The sequence below is a fragment of the Streptomyces sp. NPDC016677 genome (assembly GCF_055562815.1).
In genome coordinates, this window is the sequence record NZ_JBVHEO010000009.1 from 130,291 (window position 1) to 153,905 (window position 23,615).

General features: G+C 71.5%; 20 protein-coding genes. 3 read left to right on the top strand and 17 right to left on the bottom strand.

Annotated elements, in window-relative coordinates:
* Positions 1-23 precede the first annotated feature (23 nt).
* A complete protein-coding gene (locus ACZ3IG_RS23725; RefSeq protein ID WP_467434513.1) occupies positions 24-1,253 on the top strand; it encodes a DUF349 domain-containing protein in 1,230 nt (409 codons plus the stop codon).
* 67 nt (positions 1,254-1,320) lie between these two features.
* Here the strand turns inward: ACZ3IG_RS23725 and relA are convergent, their stop codons facing one another.
* From relA to pgsA, 15 genes are all read right to left on the bottom strand, one after another.
* On the bottom strand, positions 1,321-3,858 hold the full coding sequence (gene relA / locus ACZ3IG_RS23730) for a GTP pyrophosphokinase (protein WP_467434514.1): 2,538 nt from the start codon (positions 3,856-3,858) through the stop codon (positions 1,321-1,323).
* Between the two features lie 191 nt (positions 3,859-4,049).
* Complete coding sequence (locus ACZ3IG_RS23735) at positions 4,050-4,592, bottom strand: adenine phosphoribosyltransferase (RefSeq protein ID WP_467434515.1); 543 nt, start codon at positions 4,590-4,592, stop codon at positions 4,050-4,052.
* Positions 4,589-5,713, bottom strand: coding sequence for a protein translocase subunit SecF (secF, locus tag ACZ3IG_RS23740; RefSeq protein WP_467434516.1), 1,125 nt, complete (start codon positions 5,711-5,713; stop codon positions 4,589-4,591). The genes ACZ3IG_RS23735 and secF overlap by 4 nt, the downstream gene beginning before the upstream one ends.
* A 3-nt stretch (positions 5,714-5,716) precedes the next feature.
* Positions 5,717-7,513 carry a protein translocase subunit SecD gene (gene secD / locus ACZ3IG_RS23745; protein ID WP_467434518.1) on the bottom strand — a complete coding sequence of 599 codons (1,797 nt, stop codon included), beginning with the start codon at positions 7,511-7,513 and terminating at the stop codon, positions 5,717-5,719.
* 129 nt (positions 7,514-7,642) lie between these two features.
* The gene (gene yajC, locus ACZ3IG_RS23750) at positions 7,643-8,128 is read right to left on the bottom strand and encodes a preprotein translocase subunit YajC (RefSeq protein ID WP_467434519.1); all 486 of its coding nucleotides are present in this window, start codon (positions 8,126-8,128) and stop codon (positions 7,643-7,645) included.
* Between the two features lie 208 nt (positions 8,129-8,336).
* Positions 8,337-9,419, bottom strand: coding sequence for a Holliday junction branch migration DNA helicase RuvB (ruvB, locus tag ACZ3IG_RS23755; RefSeq protein WP_467434521.1), 1,083 nt, complete (start codon positions 9,417-9,419; stop codon positions 8,337-8,339).
* A 72-nt stretch (positions 9,420-9,491) separates the two neighbouring features.
* The gene (ruvA, locus tag ACZ3IG_RS23760; protein ID WP_467434522.1) at positions 9,492-10,097 is read right to left on the bottom strand and encodes a Holliday junction branch migration protein RuvA; all 606 of its coding nucleotides are present in this window, start codon (positions 10,095-10,097) and stop codon (positions 9,492-9,494) included.
* Positions 10,094-10,633: a crossover junction endodeoxyribonuclease RuvC gene (ruvC, locus tag ACZ3IG_RS23765; RefSeq protein ID WP_467434524.1), complete on the bottom strand. Its 540-nt coding sequence runs from the start codon at positions 10,631-10,633 to the stop codon at positions 10,094-10,096. Before ruvC ends, ruvA begins: the two co-directional genes overlap by 4 nt.
* 108 nt (positions 10,634-10,741) lie before the next feature.
* Positions 10,742-11,494, bottom strand: a complete 753-nt coding sequence (locus tag ACZ3IG_RS23770) for a YebC/PmpR family DNA-binding transcriptional regulator (protein ID WP_215168641.1) — start codon at positions 11,492-11,494, stop codon at positions 10,742-10,744.
* 49 nt (positions 11,495-11,543) lie between these two features.
* Entirely contained in the window at positions 11,544-12,152 is a 609-nt protein-coding gene (gene pdxT, locus ACZ3IG_RS23775; RefSeq protein WP_467434525.1) for a pyridoxal 5'-phosphate synthase glutaminase subunit PdxT, read from the bottom strand.
* 5 nt (positions 12,153-12,157) lie between these two features.
* Positions 12,158-13,069, bottom strand: coding sequence for a pyridoxal 5'-phosphate synthase lyase subunit PdxS (gene pdxS / locus ACZ3IG_RS23780; protein WP_467434526.1), 912 nt, complete (start codon positions 13,067-13,069; stop codon positions 12,158-12,160).
* Between the two features lie 113 nt (positions 13,070-13,182).
* Positions 13,183-13,725 carry a LemA family protein gene (locus tag ACZ3IG_RS23785; protein WP_467434527.1) on the bottom strand — a complete coding sequence of 181 codons (543 nt, stop codon included), beginning with the start codon at positions 13,723-13,725 and terminating at the stop codon, positions 13,183-13,185.
* Between the two features lie 110 nt (positions 13,726-13,835).
* Complete coding sequence (locus tag ACZ3IG_RS23790; RefSeq protein WP_467434528.1) at positions 13,836-14,999, bottom strand: glycosyltransferase family 4 protein; 1,164 nt, start codon at positions 14,997-14,999, stop codon at positions 13,836-13,838.
* Complete coding sequence (locus tag ACZ3IG_RS23795; protein WP_467434529.1) at positions 14,996-15,904, bottom strand: phosphatidylinositol mannoside acyltransferase; 909 nt, start codon at positions 15,902-15,904, stop codon at positions 14,996-14,998. The genes ACZ3IG_RS23790 and ACZ3IG_RS23795 overlap by 4 nt, the downstream gene beginning before the upstream one ends.
* Entirely contained in the window at positions 15,901-16,629 is a 729-nt protein-coding gene (pgsA, locus tag ACZ3IG_RS23800) for a phosphatidylinositol phosphate synthase (RefSeq protein ID WP_467434662.1), read from the bottom strand. Before pgsA ends, ACZ3IG_RS23795 begins: the two co-directional genes overlap by 4 nt.
* A 215-nt stretch (positions 16,630-16,844) precedes the next feature.
* On the opposite strand from pgsA, the gene ACZ3IG_RS23805 reads away from it, so the two are divergent.
* Both ACZ3IG_RS23805 and ACZ3IG_RS23810 read left to right on the top strand, forming a co-directional pair.
* On the top strand, positions 16,845-19,043 hold the full coding sequence (locus ACZ3IG_RS23805; protein ID WP_467434531.1) for an elongation factor G-like protein EF-G2: 2,199 nt from the start codon (positions 16,845-16,847) through the stop codon (positions 19,041-19,043).
* A gap of 186 nt (positions 19,044-19,229) precedes the next feature.
* The gene (locus ACZ3IG_RS23810) at positions 19,230-20,888 is read left to right on the top strand and encodes a hypothetical protein (protein WP_467434663.1); all 1,659 of its coding nucleotides are present in this window, start codon (positions 19,230-19,232) and stop codon (positions 20,886-20,888) included.
* A gap of 33 nt (positions 20,889-20,921) precedes the next feature.
* On the opposite strand, the gene ACZ3IG_RS23815 is transcribed toward ACZ3IG_RS23810, so the two are convergent.
* Positions 20,922-21,470 (bottom strand): HIT family protein, encoded by a 549-nt coding sequence (locus ACZ3IG_RS23815; RefSeq protein WP_467434532.1) that lies wholly within the window; start codon positions 21,468-21,470, stop codon positions 20,922-20,924.
* Between the two features lie 82 nt (positions 21,471-21,552).
* Entirely contained in the window at positions 21,553-23,532 is a 1,980-nt protein-coding gene (gene thrS, locus ACZ3IG_RS23820; protein WP_467434534.1) for a threonine--tRNA ligase, read from the bottom strand.
* Positions 23,533-23,615 lie beyond the last annotated feature (83 nt).

Genomic DNA, 23,615 nt, shown 5'->3' on the forward strand with positions numbered 1-23,615 from the left:
AGGCATCATGTGGAGGAGGCGCTGTGAGCAGCGACCCGTGGGGCCGCGTCGACGAGACGGGGACCGTGTACGTGCGTACGGCCGACGGCGAGCAGGTGGTCGGTTCCTGGCAGGCCGGCTCGCCCGATGAGGCGCTGGCCTACTTCGAGCGCAAGTACGAGGGCCTGGTGGTCGAGATCGGCCTCCTCGAGAAGCGGGTGCGGACCACCGACCTGTCGTCGAAGGACGCCCAGGCCGCGATCCAGCACCTGCGCGAGCAGGTCGACGCGCACCACGCGGTGGGCGACCTGGACGCGCTCAGGAAGCGGCTGGACCAGCTCGTGGAGCTGGTGGACAAGCGGCGCGAGGAGCGCAAGGCGCAGCGGGCCAAGCAGTCCGACGAGGCCCGCCGGGCCAAGGAGGAGCTGGTCACCGAGGCCGAGCAGCTCGCCCAGTCCGACCAGTGGCGGGCCGCCGGTGAGCGGCTGCGGGCGCTGGTGGACACCTGGAAGGGGCTGCCCCGGCTGGACCGCAAGTCCGACGACGAGCTGTGGCACCGCTTCTCGCACGCCCGGTCGGCGTTCTCCAAGCGGCGCAAGCAGCACTTCGCGCAGCTCGACGCGCAGCGCGAGGAGGCCCGCCGGATCAAGGAGCGGCTGGTAGGCGAGGCCGAGGCACTGTCGGGTTCGACGGACTGGGGTCCGACGGCCGCCCGCTACCGCGAGCTGATGGCCGAGTGGAAGGCGGCGGGCCGCGCCCAGCGCGAGCACGAGGACGACCTGTGGAACCGCTTCCGCGGCGCCCAGGACGTCTTCTTCGCCGCGCGCGGCTCGGTCTTCGCCGAGCGGGACGCGGAGCAGTCCGAGAACCTCAAGCTCAAGGAGGAGCTGGCCGAGGAGGCCGAGAAGCTCCTGCCGATCGCGGACCTGAAGGCGGCCCGCGCCGCGTTCCGTGCGATCAACGAGCGCTGGGAGGCCATCGGGCACGTTCCGCGCGACGCCCGGCCGAAGGTCGAGGGCCGGATGCACGCGGTGGAGCGGGCGCTCCAGGAGGCCGAGGAGTCCGAGTGGCGCCGTACCAACCCGGAGGCACGCGCGCGTGCCGAGGGGCTGACCGGTCAGCTCCAGGCCGCCGTGGACAAGCTCCACCAGCAGATCGACCAGGCCCGCGCGCAGGGCAACAACGCCCGCGCGGACAAGCTCCAGCGTGAGCTGGAGGGCCGCCAGGCGCTGCTGGACCAGGCCCTGAAGGGGCTGCAGGAGTTCGGCGGCTGACACCCGTACACGAGAGGGGCTCCCGTACACGCCGTACGGGAGCCCCTCTCGTGTGTCCTCCTGGTGCCTACGACGGCCTGCGCGCCGAGGTCACCCGGTACACGTCGTAGACGCCCTCGACACCCCGTACGGCCTTCAGGACGTGCCCGAGGTGCTTGGGGTCGCCCATCTCGAAGGTGAACCGGGAGGTGGCGACGCGGTCACGGGAGGTCTGGACGGCCGCGGAGAGGATGTTGACGTGCTGGTCGGACAGGACACGGGTGACGTCCGACAGCAGCCGGGAGCGGTCGAGCGCCTCGACCTGGATGGCGACCAGGAAGACCGAGGACTGGGTGGGCGCCCACTCGACCTGCAGGATGCGCTCGGGCTCGCGGGAGAGCGAGTCCACGTTGACGCAGTCGCTGCGGTGCACGGAGACGCCGCTGCCGCGGGTGACGAAGCCGATGATCGGGTCGCCGGGCACGGGGGTGCAGCAGCGGGCCAGCTTGACCCAGACGTCGTCGACGCCCTTGACCACCACGCCCGGATCGGCGTTGCTGCGCCGCTTGCGGCCACGGCCACGGGACGGCGGCACCGCCTCGTCGATCTCCTCGCTGGCCGCCTCCTCGCCGCCGAGGGCCTGGACCAGCTTCTGCACGATGTTCTGCGCGGAGACATGGCCCTCGCCGATCGCCGCGTACAGCGCGGAGATGTCGGAGTAGCGCATCTCGTGCGCGAGGGTGACCAGGGAGTCGCCGGTGAGGATGCGCTGGATGGGGAGGTTCTGCTTGCGCATGGCGCGGACGATGGCGTCCTTGCCCTGCTCGATGGCCTCGTCGCGGCGCTCCTTGGAGAACCAGGCGCGGATCTTGTTGCGGGCCCGCGGTGACTTGACGAAGCCCAGCCAGTCGCGGGACGGCCCGGCGCCGGGCGCCTTGGAGGTGAAGACCTCCACCAGGTCGCCGTTGTCCAGGGTGGACTCCAGCGGGACCAGACGCCCGTTGACCCGTGCCCCTATGGTGCGGTGGCCGACCTCGGTGTGGACGGCGTAGGAGAAGTCGACGGGGGTGGCACCGGCCGGGAGCGCTATGACGTCGCCCTTGGGGGTGAAGACGAAGACCTCGTTGCGGGACAGGTCGAAGCGCAGGGACTCCAGGAACTCGCCGGGGTCCTCGGTCTCCTTCTGCCAGTCGAGCAGCTGGCGCAGCCACGCCATGTCGTTGAGGTGGTCGTCCTTGCCGGTGGTCCGGGGCGCGTCGGAACGCACCTTGGAGGCGCCGGCGACGGCCTCCTGCTTGTACTTCCAGTGCGCGGCGATGCCGTACTCGGCGCGGCGGTGCATGTCGAACGTACGGATCTGGAGTTCGACCGGCTTGCCGCTGGGCCCGATGACCGTCGTGTGCAGCGACTGGTACATGTTGAACTTGGGCATCGCGATGTAGTCCTTGAACCGCCCCGGGACCGGGTTCCAGCGGGCGTGGACCGTGCCCAGCGCCGCGTAGCAGTCGCGGACGGTGTCCACCAGGACGCGGATGCCGACCAGGTCGTAGATCTCCGCGAAGTCCCGGCCGCGGACGATCATCTTCTGGTAGACGCTGTAGTAGTGCTTGGGGCGGCCGGTGACGGTCGCCTTGATACGGGCGGCGCGCAGGTCCTGCTGGACCTCGTCGGTGACGACGGCGAGGTACTCGTCGCGCTTGGGGGCGCGCTCGGCGACCAGGCGGACGATCTCGTCGTACATCTTGGGGTAGAGGATCGCGAAGGCGAGGTCCTCCAGCTCCCACTTGATGGTGTTCATGCCCAGGCGGTGGGCGAGCGGCGCGTAGATCTCCAGGGTCTCGCGCGCCTTCTTCTCCTGCTTCTCGCGCTTGAGGTAGCGCATGGTGCGCATGTTGTGCAGCCGGTCGGCGAGCTTGATGACCAGGACGCGGGGGTCCTTGGCCATGGCGACGACCATCTTGCGCACGGTCTCGGCCTGCGCGGCCTCGCCGAACTTGACCTTGTCCAGCTTGGTGACGCCGTCGACGAGGAGGGCGACGACGTCGCCGAAGTCGCGGCGCAGGTCGTCGAGGCCGTACTCGGTGTCCTCGACGGTGTCGTGCAGCAGGCCCGCCATGAGGGTGGCCGGGTCCATGCCCAGCTCGGCGAGGATGGTGGTGACGGCGAGCGGGTGCGTGATGTACGGGTCGCCGCTCTTGCGCTTCTGGCCTCGGTGCCAGCGCTCGGCGACCTGGTAGGCGCGCTCGATCTGGCGCAAAGTCGCCGTTTCGATCTTGGGATCGTTGCCGCGGACTATGCGCAGCAGGGGCTCCAGGACCGGGTTGTACGGGTTGGCGCGCTGAACGCCGAGGCGGGCCAGACGGGCGCGGACGCGGTTGGAGGAGCCGGTGCGGGCGGGCTGGCCCGCGGGAGCGCGCACCACGGGCGCGTTCCGCGAGCGCTCGGGAGGGACCGGCTTGGGGCGTGCCTGCTGGTCCGCGGTCTTGTCGACGGGCGCGGACTGGGTGTGCTGGAGCGTCCCGCGGCTGTCGTTCTTCGCGTGCGGGGTGCTGGGCGCGGGCTTGGCCGCGGACGCCGAGGCGGACTCGGGCTTGGCGGCTGTCAGTGGCTGGGCCTCGTCTGGCAAGAGGACTCCTCGTGCGCGATCCGGGTCCCCCGGTCAGGCTCCGGAAACCCCATGGTAGCCATCCCGGGTCCCGGGATGGCCCGCAGGCCGCTGTGAGGCCCGTCTACGGGAGGAACGCGTGGGGCGGGCGCCGGATTCCTCCGGGCCCGCCCCTTCCGTGTCCGGCCGGTGTCCTGGCGGCCGCGCCGGGGTTATCCGACGGTGAGCAGCGCGTGCAGCGGGGCGCCGTCCAGCTCCGGCTCCAGCCGGGCCCGCCCGTCCAGGAAGCCCAGCTCCATCAGGACGGCCACACCCGCGGTGCGCGCGCCGGCCCGGCGGATCAGCTGGAGCGACGCCCGCGCGGTGCCGCCGGTGGCGAGGACGTCGTCGACGACCAGGACGCGGTCGTCGGGGCCGAGGTCCTCGGCGTGGATCTCGATCTCGGCCGAGCCGTACTCCAGGTCGTACGCCTGGCCGAGGGTGGCTCCGGGGAGCTTGCCGGCCTTGCGTACGGGGATGAAGCCGAGGCCGGCGCGGACGGCGACCGGGGCGCCGAGGATGAAGCCCCGGGCCTCCAGACCGACGACCTTGGTGGCGCCGGTGTCCTTGGCGATCCCGGCCAGGGCGTCGGTGAGGGCGCCGAACGCCTCCGGGTCGGCGAGCAGCGGGGTGATGTCCTTGAAGACCACGCCCGGCTCCGGGTAGTCCGCCACGTCCCGGATGCGGCTGAGCAGCAGCTCCTGGATGTCGCTCATCGGCGCTTCCCGGAGGGTCGGCCGCGGCCCCGGGTGCGGGACGCGGGCTGGTTGCGGGGGCCGACGACGGCGGGGGCGACGTCTTCGGGGTCGTCGTCGTAGGGCCCGTCCGCGGGGGCGTCGGTCTCCTCGACGGGCTCGCCCTTCGAGGCGGCCTGGGCGCGCTTGGCCAGGACGCGCTTCTTGAGCGCCTTCATCTGCGGCTCGCGCTCCTTGAGGTCGGCGACGAGCGGCGTGGCGATGAAGATCGAGGAGTACGCGCCGGCCGCGAGGCCGACGAACAGCGACAGCGAGATGTCGTTGAGCATGCCGGCGCCGAGCACACCGCCACCGATGAAGAGCAGGCCCGCCACCGGCAGCAGCGCGACCACGGTGGTGTTGACGGAGCGGACCAGGGTGCTGTTGATCGACCGGTTGGCGATCTCGGCGTAGGTCCAGCGGCTCTGCTTGGTGATGTCCTTCGTCTGTTCCTTGAGGCTGTCGAAGACGACCACCGTGTCGTACAGCGAGTAGCCGAGGATGGTCAGCAGACCGATCACCGTGCCCGGCGTGACCTCGAAGCCGACGAGGGCGTAGATGCCGACGGTGATGGTGATGTCGTGGATCAGGGCGACGAAGGCGGCGAGCGCCATCCGCCACTCGAAGGCGATCGCCAGGTAGATCACCACCAGGACCAGGAAGATCCCGAGGCCCTGCCACGCCTTGTTGGCGATCTGGTCACCCCAGCTGGGGCCGACCAGTTCGGCGTTGATCTGCTCGGAGTCGATCTTCAGGTCCTCGGAGAGTTCCTTCTTGATCTGGTCCGACGTGCCGGTGTCGATGCCGGCGATCTGGATGCGCAGGCTGCCGTCGCCGAGCTTCTGCACGATCGCGTCGTGGCCGGAGGCGGTCTCCGCGCGCTCCTCGGCATGGGAGATCGAGACGCTGGTGTTCTTGGGTGTGGTGAAGACCGCGCCGCCCTGGAACTCGATGCCCATGTGCAGGCCGCGCACCGCCAGGCCGACGATGGCCGTGATGGTGATCAGGATCGAGATGCCGTACCAGAGCTTGCGGTTCTTGACGAAGTCGTAGCCGACCTCGCCGTGGTGCAGCTTGGCGCCGAGCTCGCCGAGTTTCGACATCGCTCACGCCTCCTTCGGGTCGACAGGGCCGGCGGGACGGGGGTGGCGCGTGCGGCGGATCGGCGGCTTCGCGCCGAGGCTCTTCGGGTCGAGCCCGGACCACTTGTGGCCGCTCGCGAAGAACTTCCGGCGGGCCATGAGCGTCAGCAGCGGCTTGGTGAAGAGGAACACGACCACCACGTCGAGCAGGGTGGTCAGACCCAGCGTGAACGCGAAGCCCTGGACCTTGCCGACGGAGACGATGAAGAGGACCGCGGCGGCGAGGAACGACACGAAGTCGGAGACCAGGATGGTGCGCCGGGCGCGCGGCCAGCCGCGCTCGACCGCGGGGCGCAGCGAGCGGCCCTCGCGGATCTCGTCCCGGACCCGTTCGAAGTAGACGATGAACGAGTCCGCCGTGATGCCGATGGCGACGATGGCGCCGCAGACGGCCGGCAGGTTCAGCGCGAAGCCGATGGTCGGGCCGAGCAGCGACATGATGACGTACGTCAGGATCGCGGAGACCAGCAGCGAGAGCAGGGCGATGAACGACAGGCCCCGGTAGTAGAACAGCAGGTAGAGCACGACCAGGGCGAGGCCGATGGCGCCGGCGATCAGGCCGGCCTCCAGCTGGTCACCGCCGAGCGCGGCGGTGACGGTGTTGACGCTGTCCTCCTTGAAGCTCAGCGGGAGGGCGCCGTAGGAGAGCATGTTGGCGAGGTTCTGCGCCTCCTCCTGCGTGAAGCTGCCGGAGATCTCGGCGTTGCCGCCGGTCAGCGCCTGGCTGACGTACGGGTCGGAGACGACCTCGTTGTCCAGGACGATCGCGAACTGGTTCTGCGGCGACTGGTTCTGCGCCAGCTTGCCGGTGATGCTCGCGAACTTCTTGGCGCCACCGTCGGTGAAGTCCATCGTGACGGTCCAGCCGGCGGCGGTCTGCGTGTTGAAGACGGCCGAGGCCTTGTCGACGTCCGTGCCGTCGACCTCGGCGGCGCCGAGGATGTACTTCTGCCACTGGCCCTGCGCGTTCTGGCCGCAGGCCACCATGGACTCGTCGTCCTTGGCACCGTCACCGGCCTTGGCGCGCTGCGCCGCGTCGGTGCAGTCCAGCTTGGTGTACGCGGCCTGCAGCGCGCTGTCGTCCGCGGACGCCGACGCGGAGGCGCCGGCGCTCGGGGACGCGGAGTCGGAGGCGGCGGCGCTCGCGGAGTCGGTCGCCGACGGGGTGGCGTCGGCCTTCAGGGCGTCGGTGAGGGCGCGGCCCTGGGAGGTGGCGGACGCCGAGGCGCTGTCGGAGGGCGAGGCGCTCTCGTCGCCGTCGGTGGCCTTCTCCGAGGCGCTCTCGGAGGCGTCGGGCGACGCGGAGGCGCTGCCGGAGGCGCTCGCCGAGGGGCTGGCCGTGGCGGCCACGCCGGAGACCTCGGTGGCCAGGACCGGGCGGAAGTAGAGCTTGGCGGTGGTACCGACCTGCTTCCGGGCGTCCTCGGAGTTCGTCCCCTTGGGAATGTTGACGATGATGTTCCGGTCGCCCTGGGTCTGTACCTCGGCCTCGGAGACACCCAGACCATTGACACGGCGTTCCATGATCTCGACCGCGGTGTCCATGTTGGTCTTGTTGATCGCGGATTCCTGGCCGGGCTCCGATTCGGCCCGGAGCGTGATGCTCGTGCCACCGGCCAGGTCGATACCGAGACGCGGAGTGGTGTGCCCGGAGGCGAACATCCCTCCGGTGAGCGCCACGATGGCGATCAGGATCAGGGCCAGCGAGCGCCCCGGCTTGCTCTGGGCGCTCGCGTTCCGGCCCTTTTTAGGTGCTGCCACCTTCTCGTACTCCCTCTCGGGCCGCCTCGCGCGTCGGTGCGCCGACGGCCATGACATGGTGTCGGGATCCCGCGGGAACCGCGCATGTCCAAGGGCACGCGGGCACGGCCCGCGCGCCCCGGGGCACGGTTACTTCGCCTCGGAGTCGCCCTCGGACTTCTTCAGCGGCTCGTCCGTCTTCGCCTCGGCGGGCGCGGCGTCCGCGGCGGGCTCGTCCTTCTTGCCCAGCTCGACCTTGTCGCCGGGGGCGTCGGAGGCGGCGGAGTCGTCGGGCCCGGTGAGGGAGGAGGCGTCGTCCGGGACGAGGTCCTCGTCGGACTTCAGGTCGTGCTCGATGCCGTGGACGATGCGGTTGTACTCGTCGTCGCTCAGGACGGCACCGATGGCGTTCTTCGCGAAGAGCAGTTCGACGCCCGGACCGGCGTCGAGGAGGACCGTGTCCTCGCTGACCTCCTTGACCGTGCCGTACATGCCCCCGATGGTGCGGACACCGGAGCCGGGCTGCATCTGGTTCCGCATGTCGGCGGCCTGCTGCTGCTTCTTCTTCGCCGACCGGGTCATCAGGAACATGGCCCCGATGAGCACGATGAACGGGAGGAGGGTCATGAGACTCACGGGTCGGTACTTCCTTCACACGACCGCGATGTGAGCGGCCTGATGGTTGGGGGTGTCGTACGCAGCCGACAAGGGCGGCATCGGCGGAGTCTAAGCGAGTCCGCGCGCAGGGAACAACGCACAGGATGGCACCGGGGTTCCCTCTCGGGCCAATGCCCTCGCCGTCACGGATCTCTCACGGCCCTCTCGCACCCCTCCCGGGCCTCTCTCATGCCCCGAACAGGTCCCCTTGTCCGTTTCCCGCGGCGGCCGAGCCGGGCGGGGTGAGACCGAGGTGCGCCCATGCGGCGGGGGTGCCGATCCGGCCACGCGGCGTACGGGCCAGCAGGCCCTCGCGGACCAGGAACGGCTCGGCGACCTCCTCGACCGTCTCGCGCTCCTCCCCCACCGCCACCGCCAGCGTCGACAGCCCGACCGGCCCGCCGCCGAACAGCTTCAGCAGGGCCTCCAGGACGGCCCGGTCGAGGCGGTCCAGGCCGCGGGCGTCGACCTCGTAGACCGCCAGGGCCGCCGCCGCGATGTCACGGGTGATCACGCCGTCGGCCTTGACCTGGGCGTAGTCCCGGACCCGGCGCAGCAGGCGGTTGGCGATGCGGGGGGTGCCGCGGGAGCGGCCGGCGATCTCGGCGGCGCCGTCGGTGTCGATCTCGACGTCGAGGAGGCCGGCCGAGCGGTGGATCACGCGCCGCAGCTCGGCCGGCTCGTAGAACTCCATGTGGGCGGTGAAGCCGAAGCGGTCGCGCAGCGGAGGCGGCAGCAGGCCGGCCCGGGTGGTGGCGCCGACCAGGGTGAACGGGGGCAGCTCCAGGGGGATGGCGGTGGCGCCGGGGCCCTTGCCGACGATGACGTCGACGCGGAAGTCCTCCATCGCCATGTAGAGCATCTCCTCGGCGGGCCGGGACATGCGGTGGATCTCGTCGAGGAAGAGGACCTCGCCCTCCTGAAGGGAGGAGAGGATCGCGGCGAGGTCGCCGGCGTGCTGGATGGCGGGCCCGGAGGTGATCCGGATCGGGGCCTCCATCTCGGCCGCGATGATCATCGACAGGGTGGTCTTGCCGAGGCCGGGGGCGCCGGAGAGGAGCACGTGGTCGGCGGTGGCGCCGCGCGCGCGGGCGGCGCGCAGGACGAGGTCGAGCTGCTCGCGGACCTTCTCCTGGCCGATGAACTCGTCCAGGTCCTTGGGGCGCAGGGCGGCCTCGACGGCCTGGTCGTCGCGGTCGGCGGCCGGGCCCACCAGCCGCTCGGCGGCGGCGCCGGTGTCGCCGGCGGCGGTGTCGTCGTCCCAGTTCATGAGTGGTCTGCCTCGGTTCTCGCTACGGTCGCTACGGCTGGGGGACAGCCGGCGGGGCGGCTGTCCGGGCGGTCATCGGGCGCGGTTGAGCGTCCGCAGGGCCGCCTTGAGCAACGCGCCCACCTGGGGCGTACCGCCCGCCGCTTCCGCCTGCGGGGTGACGGCGGTCACGGCCTCGTCGGCCTCGCGGGTGGCGTACCCGAGGCCGATGAGGGCGGCGTGCAGCTGGTCGCGCCAGCCGGCGGAGACCGGGGCGCCGACGGCGGGGGCGCCGACCGGCTCGCCGAGGCGGTCCTTCAGCTCCAGGAGCAGCTTCTGGGCGCCCTTCTTGCCGATGCCGGGGACGGCGGTCAGCGCCTTCTCGTCGCCGGTGGAGACGGCCCGGCGCAGGGCGTCGGGGCTGTGCACGGCCAGCATGGCCTGGGCGAGGCGGGGGCCGACGCCGCTGGCGGTCTGGAGCAGTTCGAAGACCTGGCGCTCGTCGTCGTCGGCGAAGCCGTACAGGGTGAGGGAGTCCTCGCGGACCACCAGGGAGGTGGCGAGCTTGGCCGGGTCGCCGACGCGCAGCGTGGAGAGCGTGTTCGGCGTGCACTGGACGGCCATGCCGACGCCGCCGACCTCGACCACCGCGGCGTCGGGGGCGAGGGCGGCGACCGTGCCGCTGACGAAGGCGATCATGCGGGGTGGCCTTTCGGTACGGAGCGGGTGTGCAGGGCGACCGCCTGCTGAAGCCGGTTCTGCGCGGGAGCCCGCCAGATGTGGCAGATCGCGAGGGCGAGGGCGTCGGCGGCGTCGGCCGGCCTGGGCGGGGCGGCGAGCCGCAGCAGCCGGGTCACCATGGCGCCGACCTGCGCCTTGTCGGCGCGTCCCGAGCCGGTGACGGCGGCCTTGACCTCGCTGGGCGTGTGCAGGGCGACGGGGATGCCGCGCCGGGAGGCGCACAGGATGGCGACGGCGCTGGCCTGGGCGGTGCCCATCACCGTGCGCACGTTGTGCTGGCTGAAAACGCGCTCCACCGCGACGTACTCCGGGCGGTGCTCGTCGAGCCACTGCTCGATGCCCTGCTCGACGGCGACGAGGCGGCGGCCGAGGTCCGCGTCGGCGGGGGTGCGCACGACCCCGACGCCGATCATGGTCAGCGGGCGGCCCGCGACTCCCTCGACCACGCCGACCCCGCAGCGGGTCAGTCCTGGGTCGACTCCCAGTACGCGCACGCCGCTCCCTCCCCTCGATCACCTGTTTGTGCAGGCTATCGGGTGCCACTGACAGAGCGACGGGCCGACGGGGTGTGTCCCGCCGGCCCGTTCGAGCCCGTGCGCGCGTTACGCGTCGACCTTCTCCATGACTTCGTCGCTGACGTCGAAGTTGGCGAAGACGTTCTGCACGTCGTCGCTGTCCTCCAGGGCGTCGATCAGCTTGAAGATCTTGCGCGCGCCCTCCTCGTCCAGCTCGACCTGCATGGTCGGGACGAAGTTGGCGTCCGCCGACTCGTAGTCGATGCCGGCGTCCTGGAGGGCGGTGCGGACCGCGACCAGGTCGGTGGCCTCGCTGATCACCTCGAAGGTCTCGCCGAGGTCGTTGACCTCCTCGGCGCCCGCGTCCAGGACGGCGCCGAGGACGTCGTCCTCGGTCAGCTCGCCCTTGGGGACGATGACCACGCCCTTGCGGTTGAACAGGTACGACACCGAACCCGGATCGGCCATGTTGCCGCCGTTGCGGGTCATGGCGACGCGCACGTCGGAGGCGGCGCGGTTGCGGTTGTCGGTCAGGCACTCGATGAGCACCGCGACGCCGTTCGGCCCGTAGCCCTCGTACATGATCGTCTCGTAGTCGGCGCCACCGGCTTCGAGACCGGCGCCGCGCTTGACCGCGGAGTCGATGTTCTTGTTCGGGACCGACTGCTTCTTCGCCTTCTGGATGGCGTCGTACAGCGTCGGGTTGCCGTCGACGTCGGCACCGCCCATGCGGGCCGCGACCTCGATGTTCTTGATCAGCTTCGCGAAGAGCTTGCCACGCTTGGCATCGATGACGGCCTTCTTGTGCTTCGTCGTGGCCCATTTAGAGTGGCCGGACATCTGCCTGTCTCCTTCGCGTAACCCATCTACTGAACGAACCCCAGAGATCCTACAAGGCATCCACCGCGCCCCGGGCGCGCACCATGTCGGTGAACAGGCGGTGCACGCGGTGGTCCCCGGTCAGCTCCGGGTGGAACGAGGTGGCCAGCGCGTTGCCCTGACGGACCGCGACGATGTGGCCGTCGTGCTCGGCCAGCACCTCGGCCGCCGCGCCGACGGACTCCACCCAGGGCGCGCGGATGAAGACGCCCTCCACAGGAGCGCCGTCGACGCCCTGGATGTCGACCGCCGCCTCGAAGGACTCGTTCTGCCGGCCGAAGGCGTTGCGGCGCACGATCATGTCGATGCCGCCGATGGTCTCCTGGCCGGAGCGCGGGTCGAGGATCTTGTCGGCGAGCAGGATCAGGCCGGCGCAGGTGCCGTAGACGGGCAGGCCGTCCCGCACGCGCGCGCGGAGGGGTTCCATCACTCCGAAGAGGACGGCCAGTTTGGAGATGGTGGTGGACTCGCCGCCTGGCAGGACCAGGCCGTCGACCTCGGCGAGTTCGCCGGGGCGCCGTACGGGCCTGGCCTCGGCGCCGGCCGCGGCCAGGGCGGCGAGGTGCTCCCGTACGTCGCCCTGGAGGGCGAGGACGCCGATGACAGGTGTCTCGCTCACGGTGCTCACCAGCCGCGGTTGGCGTACCGCTCGGCCTCGGGGAGGGTGTCGCAGTTGATGCCGACCATGGCCTCGCCGAGGTCGCGGGACGCGTCCGCGATGACCTTGGGGTCGTCGTAGAAGGTGGTCGCCTTGACGATGGCGGCGGCACGCTTGGCCGGGTCGCCGGACTTGAAGATGCCGGAGCCGACGAAGACGCCCTCGGCGCCGAGCTGGCGCATCAGGGCGGCGTCGGCCGGGGTGGCCACACCGCCGGCGGAGAACAGCACCACCGGGAGCTTGCCCAGCTCGGCGACCTCCTTGACCAGTTCGTAGGGGGCGCGCAGCTCCTTGGCGGCGGCGTACAGCTCGTGGTTGTCGCAGCCGCGCAGCCGGGCGATCTCGTTCTTGATCTGGCGCAGGTGGCGCACCGCCTCGACGACGTTGCCGGTGCCGGCCTCGCCCTTGGAGCGGATCATCGCGGCACCCTCGGCGATGCGGCGCAGCGCCTCGCCGAGGTTGGTGGCGCCGCAGACGAAGGGGGTGGTGAACGCCCACTTGTCGGAGTGGTTGGCCTCGTCGGCCGGGGTGAGGACCTCGGACTCGTCGATGTAGTCGACGCCGAGGGACTGCAGGACCTGCGCCTCGACGAAGTGGCCGATGCGGGACTTGGCCATCACCGGGATGGAGACCGCGCCGATGATGCCCTCGATCATGTCCGGGTCGGACATGCGGGCCACGCCGCCGTCCTTGCGGATGTCGGCCGGGACGCGCTCCAGGGCCATGACCGCGACGGCACCCGCGTCCTCGGCGATCTTCGCCTGCTCCGGGGTGACGACATCCATGATCACGCCGCCCTTGAGCTGCTCGGCCATGCCGCGCTTCACGCGCGCGGTGCCGGTCTCGGGTGCCTGGTTCTCGGAGTGGGTGCTGGACACGGAAGACCTCGCTGAAGAGATGAAGGGTTTCTGCAGCACTGAGGAAACGTGAACGGAGCAGGCCACAGCAAGGGCCAATAGGAAGGCGGTGGATCGTTTTCCGGCGATTTCGGTCAGGCGGCCCGGGCGACCAGGGCCGTCGGCGGCTCGTCGTCCATCTCGAAGGCCAGTGGGAACGGGGCGTGGCCGGCCAGCCGGAACCAGCGGACCTTGCGGTGCTCGCGCAGCCGCCGGGCGGCGCCCACGGCGTCGTTGTGGAAGCGGCGGGCCATCGGCACGCGGCGCACCGCCTCGGTCAGCTCACCGGCCGCCTCCTCGCCGCCGGGGGCCTCGCGCAGGGCCGCCACCTGGTGCGCGTCCCCGAACACCGCCCGCAGCGCCTGGCTCAGCTCGCTCTCGGCGACCTCCCGCTGCTCCTCCTCGCTCTGCCGGGCGGCGTGCGCGGCCTCGTACAGGACGATCGAGGCGGCCGGGTCGAGGACGCCGGAGGTGGCCAGTTCCTGGGCGACGGAGGCCCGGCGCAGCAACTGGGCGTCGAGCGCGGCGCGGGCGGCGTCGATCCGGGCGTGCAGGCGGTCGAGACGGCCCGCCGTCCAGCTCAGGTAGAGGCCGATCGCCACGAGGGCCACGGCGATCCAGATCAGGGTTGCGGTCACGCTGCGCTAACTTACCTGGCGCCGTGCCGGGCCGAGCGGCCTCGTCCGCGAACACCGGACGGGCTGGAGAGCCGGGCTCGGCCGTGCGGCACCGCGGGCTCCCCTCCCGCTCAATCGCGGGCGAGCCCGAACCGGGCCCGCAGCCCCGTCGCCCGCTCGTCCGCCGCCACCGCCGCCGCGCCCGCCGTCACCGTCTCGTAGACGGACATGATGTCCGCGCCGACCGTCGACCAGTCGAAGCGCCGCACGTGCGCGCTGCCCCGCGCCCGCAGTTCCGCCAGCCGCGCCGGGTCCTCCAGGAGCCGTACGGCGGTCGCGGCCAGCGCCTCGGCGTCCTCGTTGGGGAACAGCTCACCGGCCGCGCCCCGGTCCAGGACCTGGGCGAAGGCGTCGAGGTCGGAGGCGAGCACGGGAGCGCCCGCGGACATCGCCTCGACCAGGATGATCCCGAAGCTCTCGCCGCCGGTGTTGGGGGCCACGTACAGGTCGACGCTGCGCAGGAAGCGGGCCTTGTCCTCGTCGCTGACCATGCCGAGGAACTCCACCCGGTCGCGCAGCCCGGCGGGCAGCGAGGCGACCGCCTCCTCCTCGTCACCGCGGCCGGCGATCAGCAGCCGGGTCCCCGGGCGGGCGGCGAGGATCTTCGGCAGGGCCTTCATCAGCACCGGCAGGCCCTTGCGGGGCTCGTCGATGCGGCCGATGAAGCCGATGGTGCCGCCCTGCCACTCGGGCCGGGGCTCGGCCTTGGCGAAGAAGTCGACGTCGACGCCGTTGGGGATGACGACCGCGTCGCCGCCCAGGTGCTCGACCAGGGTGCGGCGGGCGTACTCGCTCACCGCGATCCGGGCGCTGATCTTCTCCAGGGCCGCCTGGAGGATGGAGTACGCGGCGATCATCGCGCGGGAGCGCGGGTTGGACGTGTGGAACGTGGCCACGATCGGGCCCTGCGCCGCCCAGCAGGCCAGCAGGCCCAGCGACGGCGAGGTCGGCTCGTGGATGTGGATGACGTCGAACGCGCCGTCGTGCAGCCAGCGCCGTACCCGCGCGGCGCTCAGGAACCCGAAGTTCAGCCGGGCCACCGAGCCGTTGTACGGCACCGGCACCGCGCGGCCCGCGGAGACCACGTAGGGCGGCAGCGGGGTGTCGTCGTCGGCCGGGGCCAGGACGGACACCTCGTGGCCGAGCCGGATGAAGTACTCGGCGAGGTCGCGGATGTGGAACTGGACGCCGCCCGGCACGTCCCAGGAGTACGGGCAGACGATGCCGATCCTCATGAGGTCCCCTTCGCGGGGCCGAGGTCGGCGAGCCACAAGCGCTGCAGCATGTGCCAGTCCTCCGGATGTTCGGCGATCCCCGTGGCGAAGGCGTCGGCCAGCGCCTGTGTCATGACGGACGCCTTCTCGCGCCGGTTGCCTGACTCGGGTACCCCGACGGGCGGGTGGACCCGGCCCCGCATGACCGGCGAGTCGTCGTACCAGAGGGTCACGGGCAGCAGGGCCGCGCCGGTCTGCTGGGCGAGCAGCGCCGGGCCGCCCGGCATCCGGGCCGGCTCGCCGAAGAACTCGACCTCGACGCCGGAGGCGGACAGGTCGCGGTCGGCGACCAGGCAGACCAGGCCGCCGGCCCGCAGCCGCCGGGCCAGCGTGCCGAACGCCGCGCCGCCGGTGTGCGGCAGGACCTCCATGCCGAGGCCCTCGCGGTAGGCGACGAAGCGGTCGTAGAGGGTCTCCGGCTTCAGGCGCTCGGCGACCGTGGTGAAGGGAATGCCCAGCTCGGTGGTGAGCCAGGCGCCGGCGAGGTCCCAGTTGGCCAGGTGCGGCAGGGCGACCACCACGCCCTTGCCCGCGTCCATGGCCTCCGTGAGGTGGTGCAGGTCCTTGACGGTGACGCCGGCCGCGATCCGCTCGCGGCTCCAGGCGGGCAGCCGGAAGGACTCCATCCAGTACCGCAGGTACGAACGCATCCCCGCGCGGGAGAGCGCCGCGAGCCGCTCGGGGCTCGCGCCGGGCACCACGCGCGCGTAGTTGCGCTCCAGCCGCAGCACGCCCTGGCCGCGCCGCTTCCAGGCGAGGTCCGCGGCGGTGCGGCCGAGCCGTGCCGCGACGGGCTCGGGGAGCTTCTTCACGGTGCTCCAGCCGGCGCCGTACAGCGCGTCGGTCAGCCGCTCCTGGGCGCTCACTTGGCCGCCTCGCTCCCCTGCGCCTCGCGCGCGGCCGCGGCCTCCGCCTCGGCGGACTCCCGGCGGACCGTGACGACCCGCTGGATCAGCGTGACGAGGCTGCCGACGGCGACGATCCACAGGGCGACGGGCAGCAGGTACTGGATGCCGGGCACGCCGAACGCGTGCAGGCCCGCGAGGCCGGCCGCGACCAGGGAGATGACGAGCCGCTCGGCGCGCTCCACCAGTCCGTTGACGGCGACCGGCAGGCCGATCGACTCACCGCGCGCCTTGGTGTACGACACCACCTGGCCGCTGGCCAGGCAGAAGATCGAGACGGCGCACAGCATGCCGTCGTCGCCGCCGCCCGCGTACCAGAGCGCGAAGCCGCCGAAGATCGCCCCGTCGGCGACCCGGTCGAGGGTCGAGTCCAGGAAGGCGCCCCAGCGGCTGGAGCGGCCGAGCTGGCGGGCCATGTTCCCGTCGACCAGGTCGGAGAAGACGAAGAGGGTGATCACCACCGTGCCCCAGAAGAACTCGCCCCTGGGGTAGAAGACCAGCGCCCCCGCGACCACACCCGCGGTCCCGATGAGCGTGACCGTGTCCGGGCTGACCCCCCGGCGGATGAGAAACGCGGCGAACGGTGTGAGGACACGCGTGAAGAATGCACGCGCGTACTTGTTCAGCATGGCCTTCCCGACGGTCGGTGTCGCCGCGCGGCCCCTGCTGGCCACCGGCTGGCCCATCGTAGCCACGCGCGCGCGTGGGCGACGGACGGGCACCCGGACCGCCGGCCGGGGCCGGGCGCGCGGCGGGGCCGGGCCCCTCGTCGTCCTTCGTATGGACGCGGCGTGACGGGAGTGGAAAGCTCGAAGGACCGCGGGCGTCGCAGGAGCCGCTCGCACGCGGCCGACGCGTGTCCGCGCCCACAGTGACCTCACCGTGCACGGGAGGCAGGGTTATGGGCGACAAGGCACACACACATCCCGGAGCCGCCGGCAGGGCACAGGCGGCCGACCATCCCGCGTCCGTACGGAACGTGGTGCTGGTCGGCCACTCCGGATCGGGCAAGACGACTCTGGTGGAGGCCCTCGCGCTGACCGCGGGGGCGCTGAACCGGGCGGGCCGCGTCGAGGACGGCGGCTGCGTCTCCGACTACGACGAGATCGAACACCGGCAGCAACGCTCCGTGCAGCTCTCGCTGGTCCCCGTCACCTGGGACGGCATCAAGGTGAACCTCCTCGACACCCCCGGGTACGCCGACTTCGTCGGTGAGCTGAGGGCCGGTCTGCGGGCGGCGGACGCGGCCCTCTTCGTCGTCTCGGCCTCGGACGGCGTGGACGGCTCGACGCGCATGGTGTGGGAGGAGTGCGCGGCCGTCGGCATGCCGCGCGCCCTCGTGATCACGCACCTGGAGGCCGCGCGGGCCGGCTTCGAGGAGACGACCCGGATCTGCGCCGAGGCGTTCGGGGCCGACGACCCCGACGCCGTACTGCCGCTCTACCTGCCGCTGCGCGGACCGCGGCAGCCCGACGGACACGCGCCCGTGACCGGTCTGATCGGCCTGCTGACGCAGAAGCTGTTCGACTACTCGACCGGCGAGCGCAAGGAGTCCGAGCCGGGCGAGGACCAGCTGCCGCTGATCGAGGAGGCCCGCGACCGGCTGATCGAGGGGGTCATCGCGGAGAGCGAGGACGAGACCCTCATGGACCGCTATCTGGGCGGCGAACCGGTCGACGTCAAGACGCTGATCCAGGACCTGGAGCGGGCCGTGGCGCGCGGGGTGTTCTTCCCCGTCCTCGCCGCCGCCCCCGCCGCCGGGGGCGCCCGGCAGGGCCTGGGCACGGTGGAACTGCTGGAGCTGATCACCCGCGGCTTCCCGACGCCGCTGGAGCGCGAGGCGCCCCGGGTGACCACCCCCGACGGCCGGACCCGCGCGCTGCGGCCGTGCGATCCCGACGAGTCACTGGCCGCGGAGGTCGTCAAGACGTCCTCCGATCCGTACGTCGGCCGGATCTCGCTGGTCAGGGTGTTCTCCGGCACCCTGCGCGCCGACCAGACGGTGCACGTCTCCGGGCACGGTCTGGCCGACCGCGGGCACGAGGACCATGACGTCGACGAGCGCATCGGCGCCCTGTCCACGCCCTTCGGCAAGCAGCAGCGGCCGGTCTCCCACGTCATCGCGGGCGATCTGGCGTGCGTGGCGAAGCTGGCCCGCGCGGAGACCGGCGACACGCTGTCCGCGAAGGACGACCCGCTGCTGATGGAGCCGTGGCAGATGCCCGACCCGCTGCTGCCGCTCGCCATCCAGGCGCACAGCAAAGCCGACGAGGACAAGCTCTCCCAGGGACTGGCCCGCCTGGTCGCCGAGGACCCGACGATGCGCGTGGAGCAGAACCAGGACACCCACCAGGTGGTGCTGTGGTGCCTGGGCGAGGCGCACGCGGACGTCGCGCTGGAGCGGCTGCGCGGCCGGTACGGCGTCCAGGTCGACGTCGTACCGCACCGGGTGGCGCTGCGGGAGACGTTCGGTGCGAAGGCGGCCGGACGCGGGCGGCACGTCAAGCAGTCCGGCGGGCACGGGCAGTACGCCATCTGCGAGATCGAGGTGGAGCCGCTGCCGGGCGGCTCGGGCATCGAGTTCGTCGACAAGGTGGTCGGCGGCGCGGTGCCCCGGCAGTTCGTCCCGTCCGTCGAGAAGGGCGTGCGCGCGCAGGCCGCCAAGGGCGTCGCCGCGGGCCATCCGCTGATCGACGTGCGGGTCACGCTGGTGGACGGCAAGGCGCACTCGGTGGACTCCTCCGACGCCGCCTTCCAGACGGCCGGCGCGCTGGCGCTGCGGGAGGCCGCCGCCGACGCCGAGATCCGTCTGCTGGAACCGGTGGCCGAGGTCGGTGTGCTGGTCGGCGACGACTACGTGGGCGCGGTGATGAGCGACCTGTCCGGGCGGCGCGGCCGGGTGCTCGGCACCGAGCAGACGGCGGGCCGACGCACCCTGGTACGGGCCGAGGTGCCGGAGATCGAGATCGGCCGGTACGCGGTGGACCTGCGCTCCCTCTCGCACGGCACGGCCCGTTTCGACCGCCGCTACGCGCGGCACGAGCCGATGCCGCCGCAGGTCGCGGCGCGGGTCGGGCAAGAGGCGCGAGGCGGCGGCTGACCAGCGCCGGGCGCACTCCGGCGGTCCGCGCGCCCCGTGCCGCGCTCCAGACCGGCGGGCGGTTCGCACCGTCCGCCGACGGGCACCCGCGCCGGGAGATACGCTGATGACCTGATCAACAGGTGTGCGGAGCACGGAAGTCGGGAAAGCCGCTTGAGCGAGAGCGGCTTCGATCTGGGGGCGGGAATGACCGACGGCGGTTACGCGGACTTCTTCGGGCCTCAGGTGCCCCGGACGGGAGACGCGAGCCAGACGGCCACCTTGGCGCTGGCGTCGGCGGCCTACCGGGACAGTCCCGTGGAGGACATCAAGAAGGCCGACAACGAATGGCACCAGACGGCCGTCAACGCGGGCCGTTCCTGGGCCACGATCTTCAAGCCCAACCTGGGCGAGGCGTTCGCCCAGGCGGTGGTCGGCCGCATGCTGGGCAGCGGGCGCAAGCCCCTCATCCAGTCCTTCGGCACCGAGCCGCAGGTCGTCGTCGAGCACTGTCTGGCGGCCAACCGCATCCGCAAGGAGCGCGACCGGAAGCTGACCGCCGTCATGGCGGTGTGCGGGCTGCTCTTCCTGCCCGGTCTGCTGGTCTGGCTGCTCGTCTTCCAGATCCGCAGCACGGTCGCCAAGTCGGAGAACAAGCAGGCCGGCGCCCTCGGCACCGCCGTGCTCGTCGCGGTGGGCGCGCTGGCCGTGCTCTTCGTCCTCAAGATGCCGTTCGGCGGTTTCTGGGGCTGGTACGGGCGGCTGGCGGCCGTGATGCCGGTCGTCGGCTGGTTCTGGGCCAAGCGGATCTGCGAGAGCACGGCGAAGGACCTCAGGGAGCGCTGGGGCAGCCTGGTCAAGGGCGCCAGCGTCGCCGCCAAGATCCCGGAGGCGGTGCCCAGCAACCCCAACGAGACCGCCGCCGAGCAGCTGCGCCAGTCGCTGGCCAGGCTGGGCGCCGAGCAGCAGTCCAACTCGGTCTTCTACGCCGGCCCCAAGGGCATCCTCGGCATGGGCACCCGCTGGGGCAGCTGGCAGCTGGCCGAGGAGCTGCTCCCGGCGGACCCGGCCCGGGAGATCCACCCGTTCCGCAGCTGGGACGTCATACGGTCCATCCACGACCAGCTCAGCCAGCTGGAGCGCGGCCCGCTGAACACCAACGGCTTCACCAAGCCGTCGGTCCGGCACTGGATCGTCACGCCGATCGCGGAGGGCGCGGGAGCGGTGTCCCGTCCGGAGGGCGCGGACGTCGAGGCGTACCAGGTCAAGCCGCACGCCATCCAGGAGATCTGCAACAACCAGCAGTTCGGCGCCGGCGACCGGCACTACCTGGGCGTGCAGTGGACCCTGTGGGACGGGCAGCTGATCATCACCATGATGATCACGGTGACGGTGCTGCACTCGACACTGCGGATCGAGGTCACCGGCCACGCCCTGGGTCCGGTGAACGGCCTGTTCATGGGCGGTCCCTCGGCTCCCTCCAAGACGGTCACCAAGTCGTTCAAGCCGTGGGAGACCCGCAAGGTGATGCTCCCGCTGGTCAACACCCAGGAAGTGGTACGGCTGGCCGTCCGCGCCCCGTTGACCTTCTACACGCCGGCGCTGAACTGGCTGGGCGGCACGATCTCGCTGCCCGAGCCGTTCGGCCTGCGGCACGCCTGGGCCGACCAGCCGTGGCGGCACCGGTTCATGGCCGACGACGCGCTGCGGGCGGCGACGCCGGTGCTGCGGGTGGTGCACCGGGCGGCGATCAAGGTGCTGGAGGAGAACGGCGTGAACACGGAGAAGTTCGGCGCGCGGTCGGCGTTCCTCAGCGGGGCGGTGCAGGACCCGACGCCGGGGAAGGCCGACACGTACAACGCGTAGGCCCTGGTCCGACGCGGAGGCCCGGTCCGGCGGCTACGCCGTCGGCCACGCCTCCGCCAGCATCTTGCGGGTGTCGCCCAGCAGCTGCGGCAGCACCTTGGTGTGGCCGACCACCGGCATGAAGTTGGTGTCGCCGCCCCAGCGGGGCACGACGTGCTGGTGGAGGTGGGCGGCGATGCCCGCGCCGGCCACCGAGCCCTGGTTCATGCCGATGTTGAAGCCGTGGGCGCCGGAGGCGGTACGCAGGGCCGTCATCGCCTGCTTGGTCAGCTCGGCCAGCTCGGCGGTCTCCTCGCCCGTCAGCTCGGTGTAGTCGGCGACGTGCCGGTAGGGCACGGCCATCAGGTGGCCGCCGTTGTACGGGTAGAGGTTGAGCACCGCGTAGACGTGCTCGCCGCGCCGGACGACCAGGCCGTCCTCGTCGGACGCGGCCGGGATCGAGCAGAAGGGACAGCCGTCGTCGGCGCCCGGGCCGCTCGGCTTGTTCTCGCCCTGGATGTACGCCATCCGGTGGGGCGTCCACAGGCGCTGGAACGCGTCCTGCGTCCCCACTCCCAACTGCTGCTCCGGCTCACTCGTCATGCGTGCAGCATATGGCGTCCGCCTTAGGCGACGGGAAAGGCCCCCGGTTGCCCGGGGGCCTCGCCGTCGGCAGGTCGGCCGGTCAGACCTGCGTGCGCTCCTCGACGACCTTGGCGATCTTCGCGATGGCGTCCTCGACGGGGATGCCGTTCTCCTGGGAGCCGTCGCGGTAGCGGAAGGAGACGGCGCCGGCCGCCATGTCCTCGTCGCCCGCGATGACCATGAACGGCACCTTCTGCTTCTGGGCGTTGCGGATCTTCTTCTGCATACGGTCCGAGGACGCGTCGACCTCGACGCGCAGCCCCGCCGCCCGCGCCTTCTCCGCGAACTCCTGGAGGTAGGGCACGTGCGCGTCGCCGATCGGGATGCCGAGCGCCTGGACGGGCGCCAGCCACGCCGGGAAGGCACCGGCGTAGTGCTCAAGCAGGACGCCGAAGAACCGCTCGATGGAGCCGAACAACGCGCGGTGCAGCATGACCGGCTGCTGGCGGGAGCCGTCCGCGGCGGTGTACTCCAGGCCGAACCGCTTGGGCTGGTTGAAGTCGACCTGGAGGGTGGACATCTGCCAGGAGCGGCCGATCGCGTCCTTGGCCTGCACGGAGATCTTCGGCCCGTAGTAGGCGGCGCCGCCCGGGTCCGGGACCAGCGGGAGGTTCTGCTTCTCGGCGGCCTGGCGCAGGGCCTCGGTGGCCTCCTCCCAGTCCTCGTCCGAGCCGATGAACTTGTCGGAGTCGTCGCGGGTGGACAGCTCCAGCTCGAACTCGGTCAGGCCGTAGTCCCGCAGCAGGTCGAGCACGAAGGTCAGGAGCGTGTCCAGCTCCTGGGGCATCTGCTCCTTGGTGCAGTAGATGTGCGAGTCGTCCTGGGTGAAGCCGCGCGAGCGGGTCAGGCCGTGCACCACGCCCGACTTCTCGTACCGGTACACGGTCCCGAACTCGAAGAGGCGCAGGGGCAGTTCACGGTAGGAACGGCCGCGCGACTTGAAGATCAGGTTGTGCATCGGGCAGTTCATCGCCTTGAGGCGGTAGTTCTGCTCGTCGAACTGGATGGGCGGGAACATGCCCTCCGCGTAGTGCGGCAGGTGCCCGGAGATCTCGAACAGGTGCTCCTTCGAGATGTGCGGGGTGTTCACGAACTCGTACCCGGAGACCTCGTGCCGGCGGCGCGAGTAGTCCTCCATGACCTTGCGGATCACACCGCCCTTGGGGTGGAAGACCGCGAGGCCGGGGCCCAGCTCGTCGGGGAAGGAGAACAGGTCCAGCTCGGCGCCGAGCTTGCGGTGGTCGCGCTTCTCGGCCTCGGCGAGGAAGTCCAGGTGCGCCTTCAGCTCGTCCTTGGACGGCCAGGCGGTGCCGTAGATCCGCTGGAGCTGCGGGTTCTTCTCGCTGCCGCGCCAGTAGGCGGCGGCGGAGCGCATCAGCTTGAACGCCGGGATGTTCCGGGTGGTCGGCAGGTGCGGGCCGCGGCACAGGTCCTTCCAGCACAGCTCGCCGGTCTTGGCGTCGAGGTTGTCGTAGATGGTCAGCTCACCGCCGCCCACCTCCGCGTCGGCGCCGTCGGCGGCCTGCGCGGCGTTGCCCTTGAGGCCGATCAGCTCCAGCTTGTACGGCTCGTCGGCCAGCTCCTCGCGGGCGGCGTCGTCACTGGTGACCCGGCGGGAGAAGCGCTGGCCCCGCTTCTGGATCTCCTGCATCTTCTTCTCGACGCGCTTGAGGTCCTCCGGGGTGAAGGGCTCCTTGACGTCGAAGTCGTAGTAGAAGCCGTCCCGGATGGGCGGGCCGATGCCCAGCTTCGCCTCGGGGAACAGCTCCTGCACCGCCTGTGCCATGACGTGCGCGGTGGAGTGGCGCAGGATGTTGAGGCCGTCCTCGGAGGAGATCTCGACGCCCTCGACGGTCTCGCCGTCCCGCACCTCGTACGCGAGGTCCTTCAGCTCGCCGTCCACGCGGGCGGCGACGATCGAGCGCTCGCCGGGGAAGAGGTCGGCGGCCGTGGTGCCCGTCGTCACCACGCGTTCTTCCCGCTCGGAATCGCGTTGGATGATCACACGGACGTCTGACACCGGTCTCTCCTGACTGAAGTGGGTCGCGGCGCCATACCGGAGCGCACGCATGAGGGCGATCGTACCGACCCGTCCCCTCCGCG

What these genes read in the sequence shown, in the direction of transcription:
- pgsA (WP_467434662.1), bottom strand. Translation starts at nt 16,629, where the DNA reads ATGGGCCAGCCGGTGGCCAGCAGGGGCCGCGCGGCGACACCGACCGTC.
- ACZ3IG_RS23790 (WP_467434528.1), bottom strand. Translation starts at nt 14,999, where the DNA reads ATGAGGATCGGCATCGTCTGCCCGTACTCCTGGGACGTGCCGGGCGGC.
- ACZ3IG_RS23735 (WP_467434515.1), bottom strand. Translation starts at nt 4,592, where the DNA reads ATGAGCGACATCCAGGAGCTGCTGCTCAGCCGCATCCGGGACGTGGCG.
- ACZ3IG_RS23770 (WP_215168641.1), bottom strand. Translation starts at nt 11,494, where the DNA reads ATGTCCGGCCACTCTAAATGGGCCACGACGAAGCACAAGAAGGCCGTC.
- ruvA (WP_467434522.1), bottom strand. Translation starts at nt 10,097, where the DNA reads ATGATCGCCTTCGTCAGCGGCACGGTCGCCGCCCTCGCCCCCGACGCC.
- ACZ3IG_RS23810 (WP_467434663.1), top strand. Translation starts at nt 19,230, where the DNA reads ATGACCGACGGCGGTTACGCGGACTTCTTCGGGCCTCAGGTGCCCCGG.
- secF (WP_467434516.1), bottom strand. Translation starts at nt 5,713, where the DNA reads ATGTCGAAACTCGGCGAGCTCGGCGCCAAGCTGCACCACGGCGAGGTC.
- ACZ3IG_RS23815 (WP_467434532.1), bottom strand. Translation starts at nt 21,470, where the DNA reads ATGACGAGTGAGCCGGAGCAGCAGTTGGGAGTGGGGACGCAGGACGCG.
- ruvB (WP_467434521.1), bottom strand. Translation starts at nt 9,419, where the DNA reads ATGAACTGGGACGACGACACCGCCGCCGGCGACACCGGCGCCGCCGCC.
- ACZ3IG_RS23805 (WP_467434531.1), top strand. Translation starts at nt 16,845, where the DNA reads ATGGGCGACAAGGCACACACACATCCCGGAGCCGCCGGCAGGGCACAG.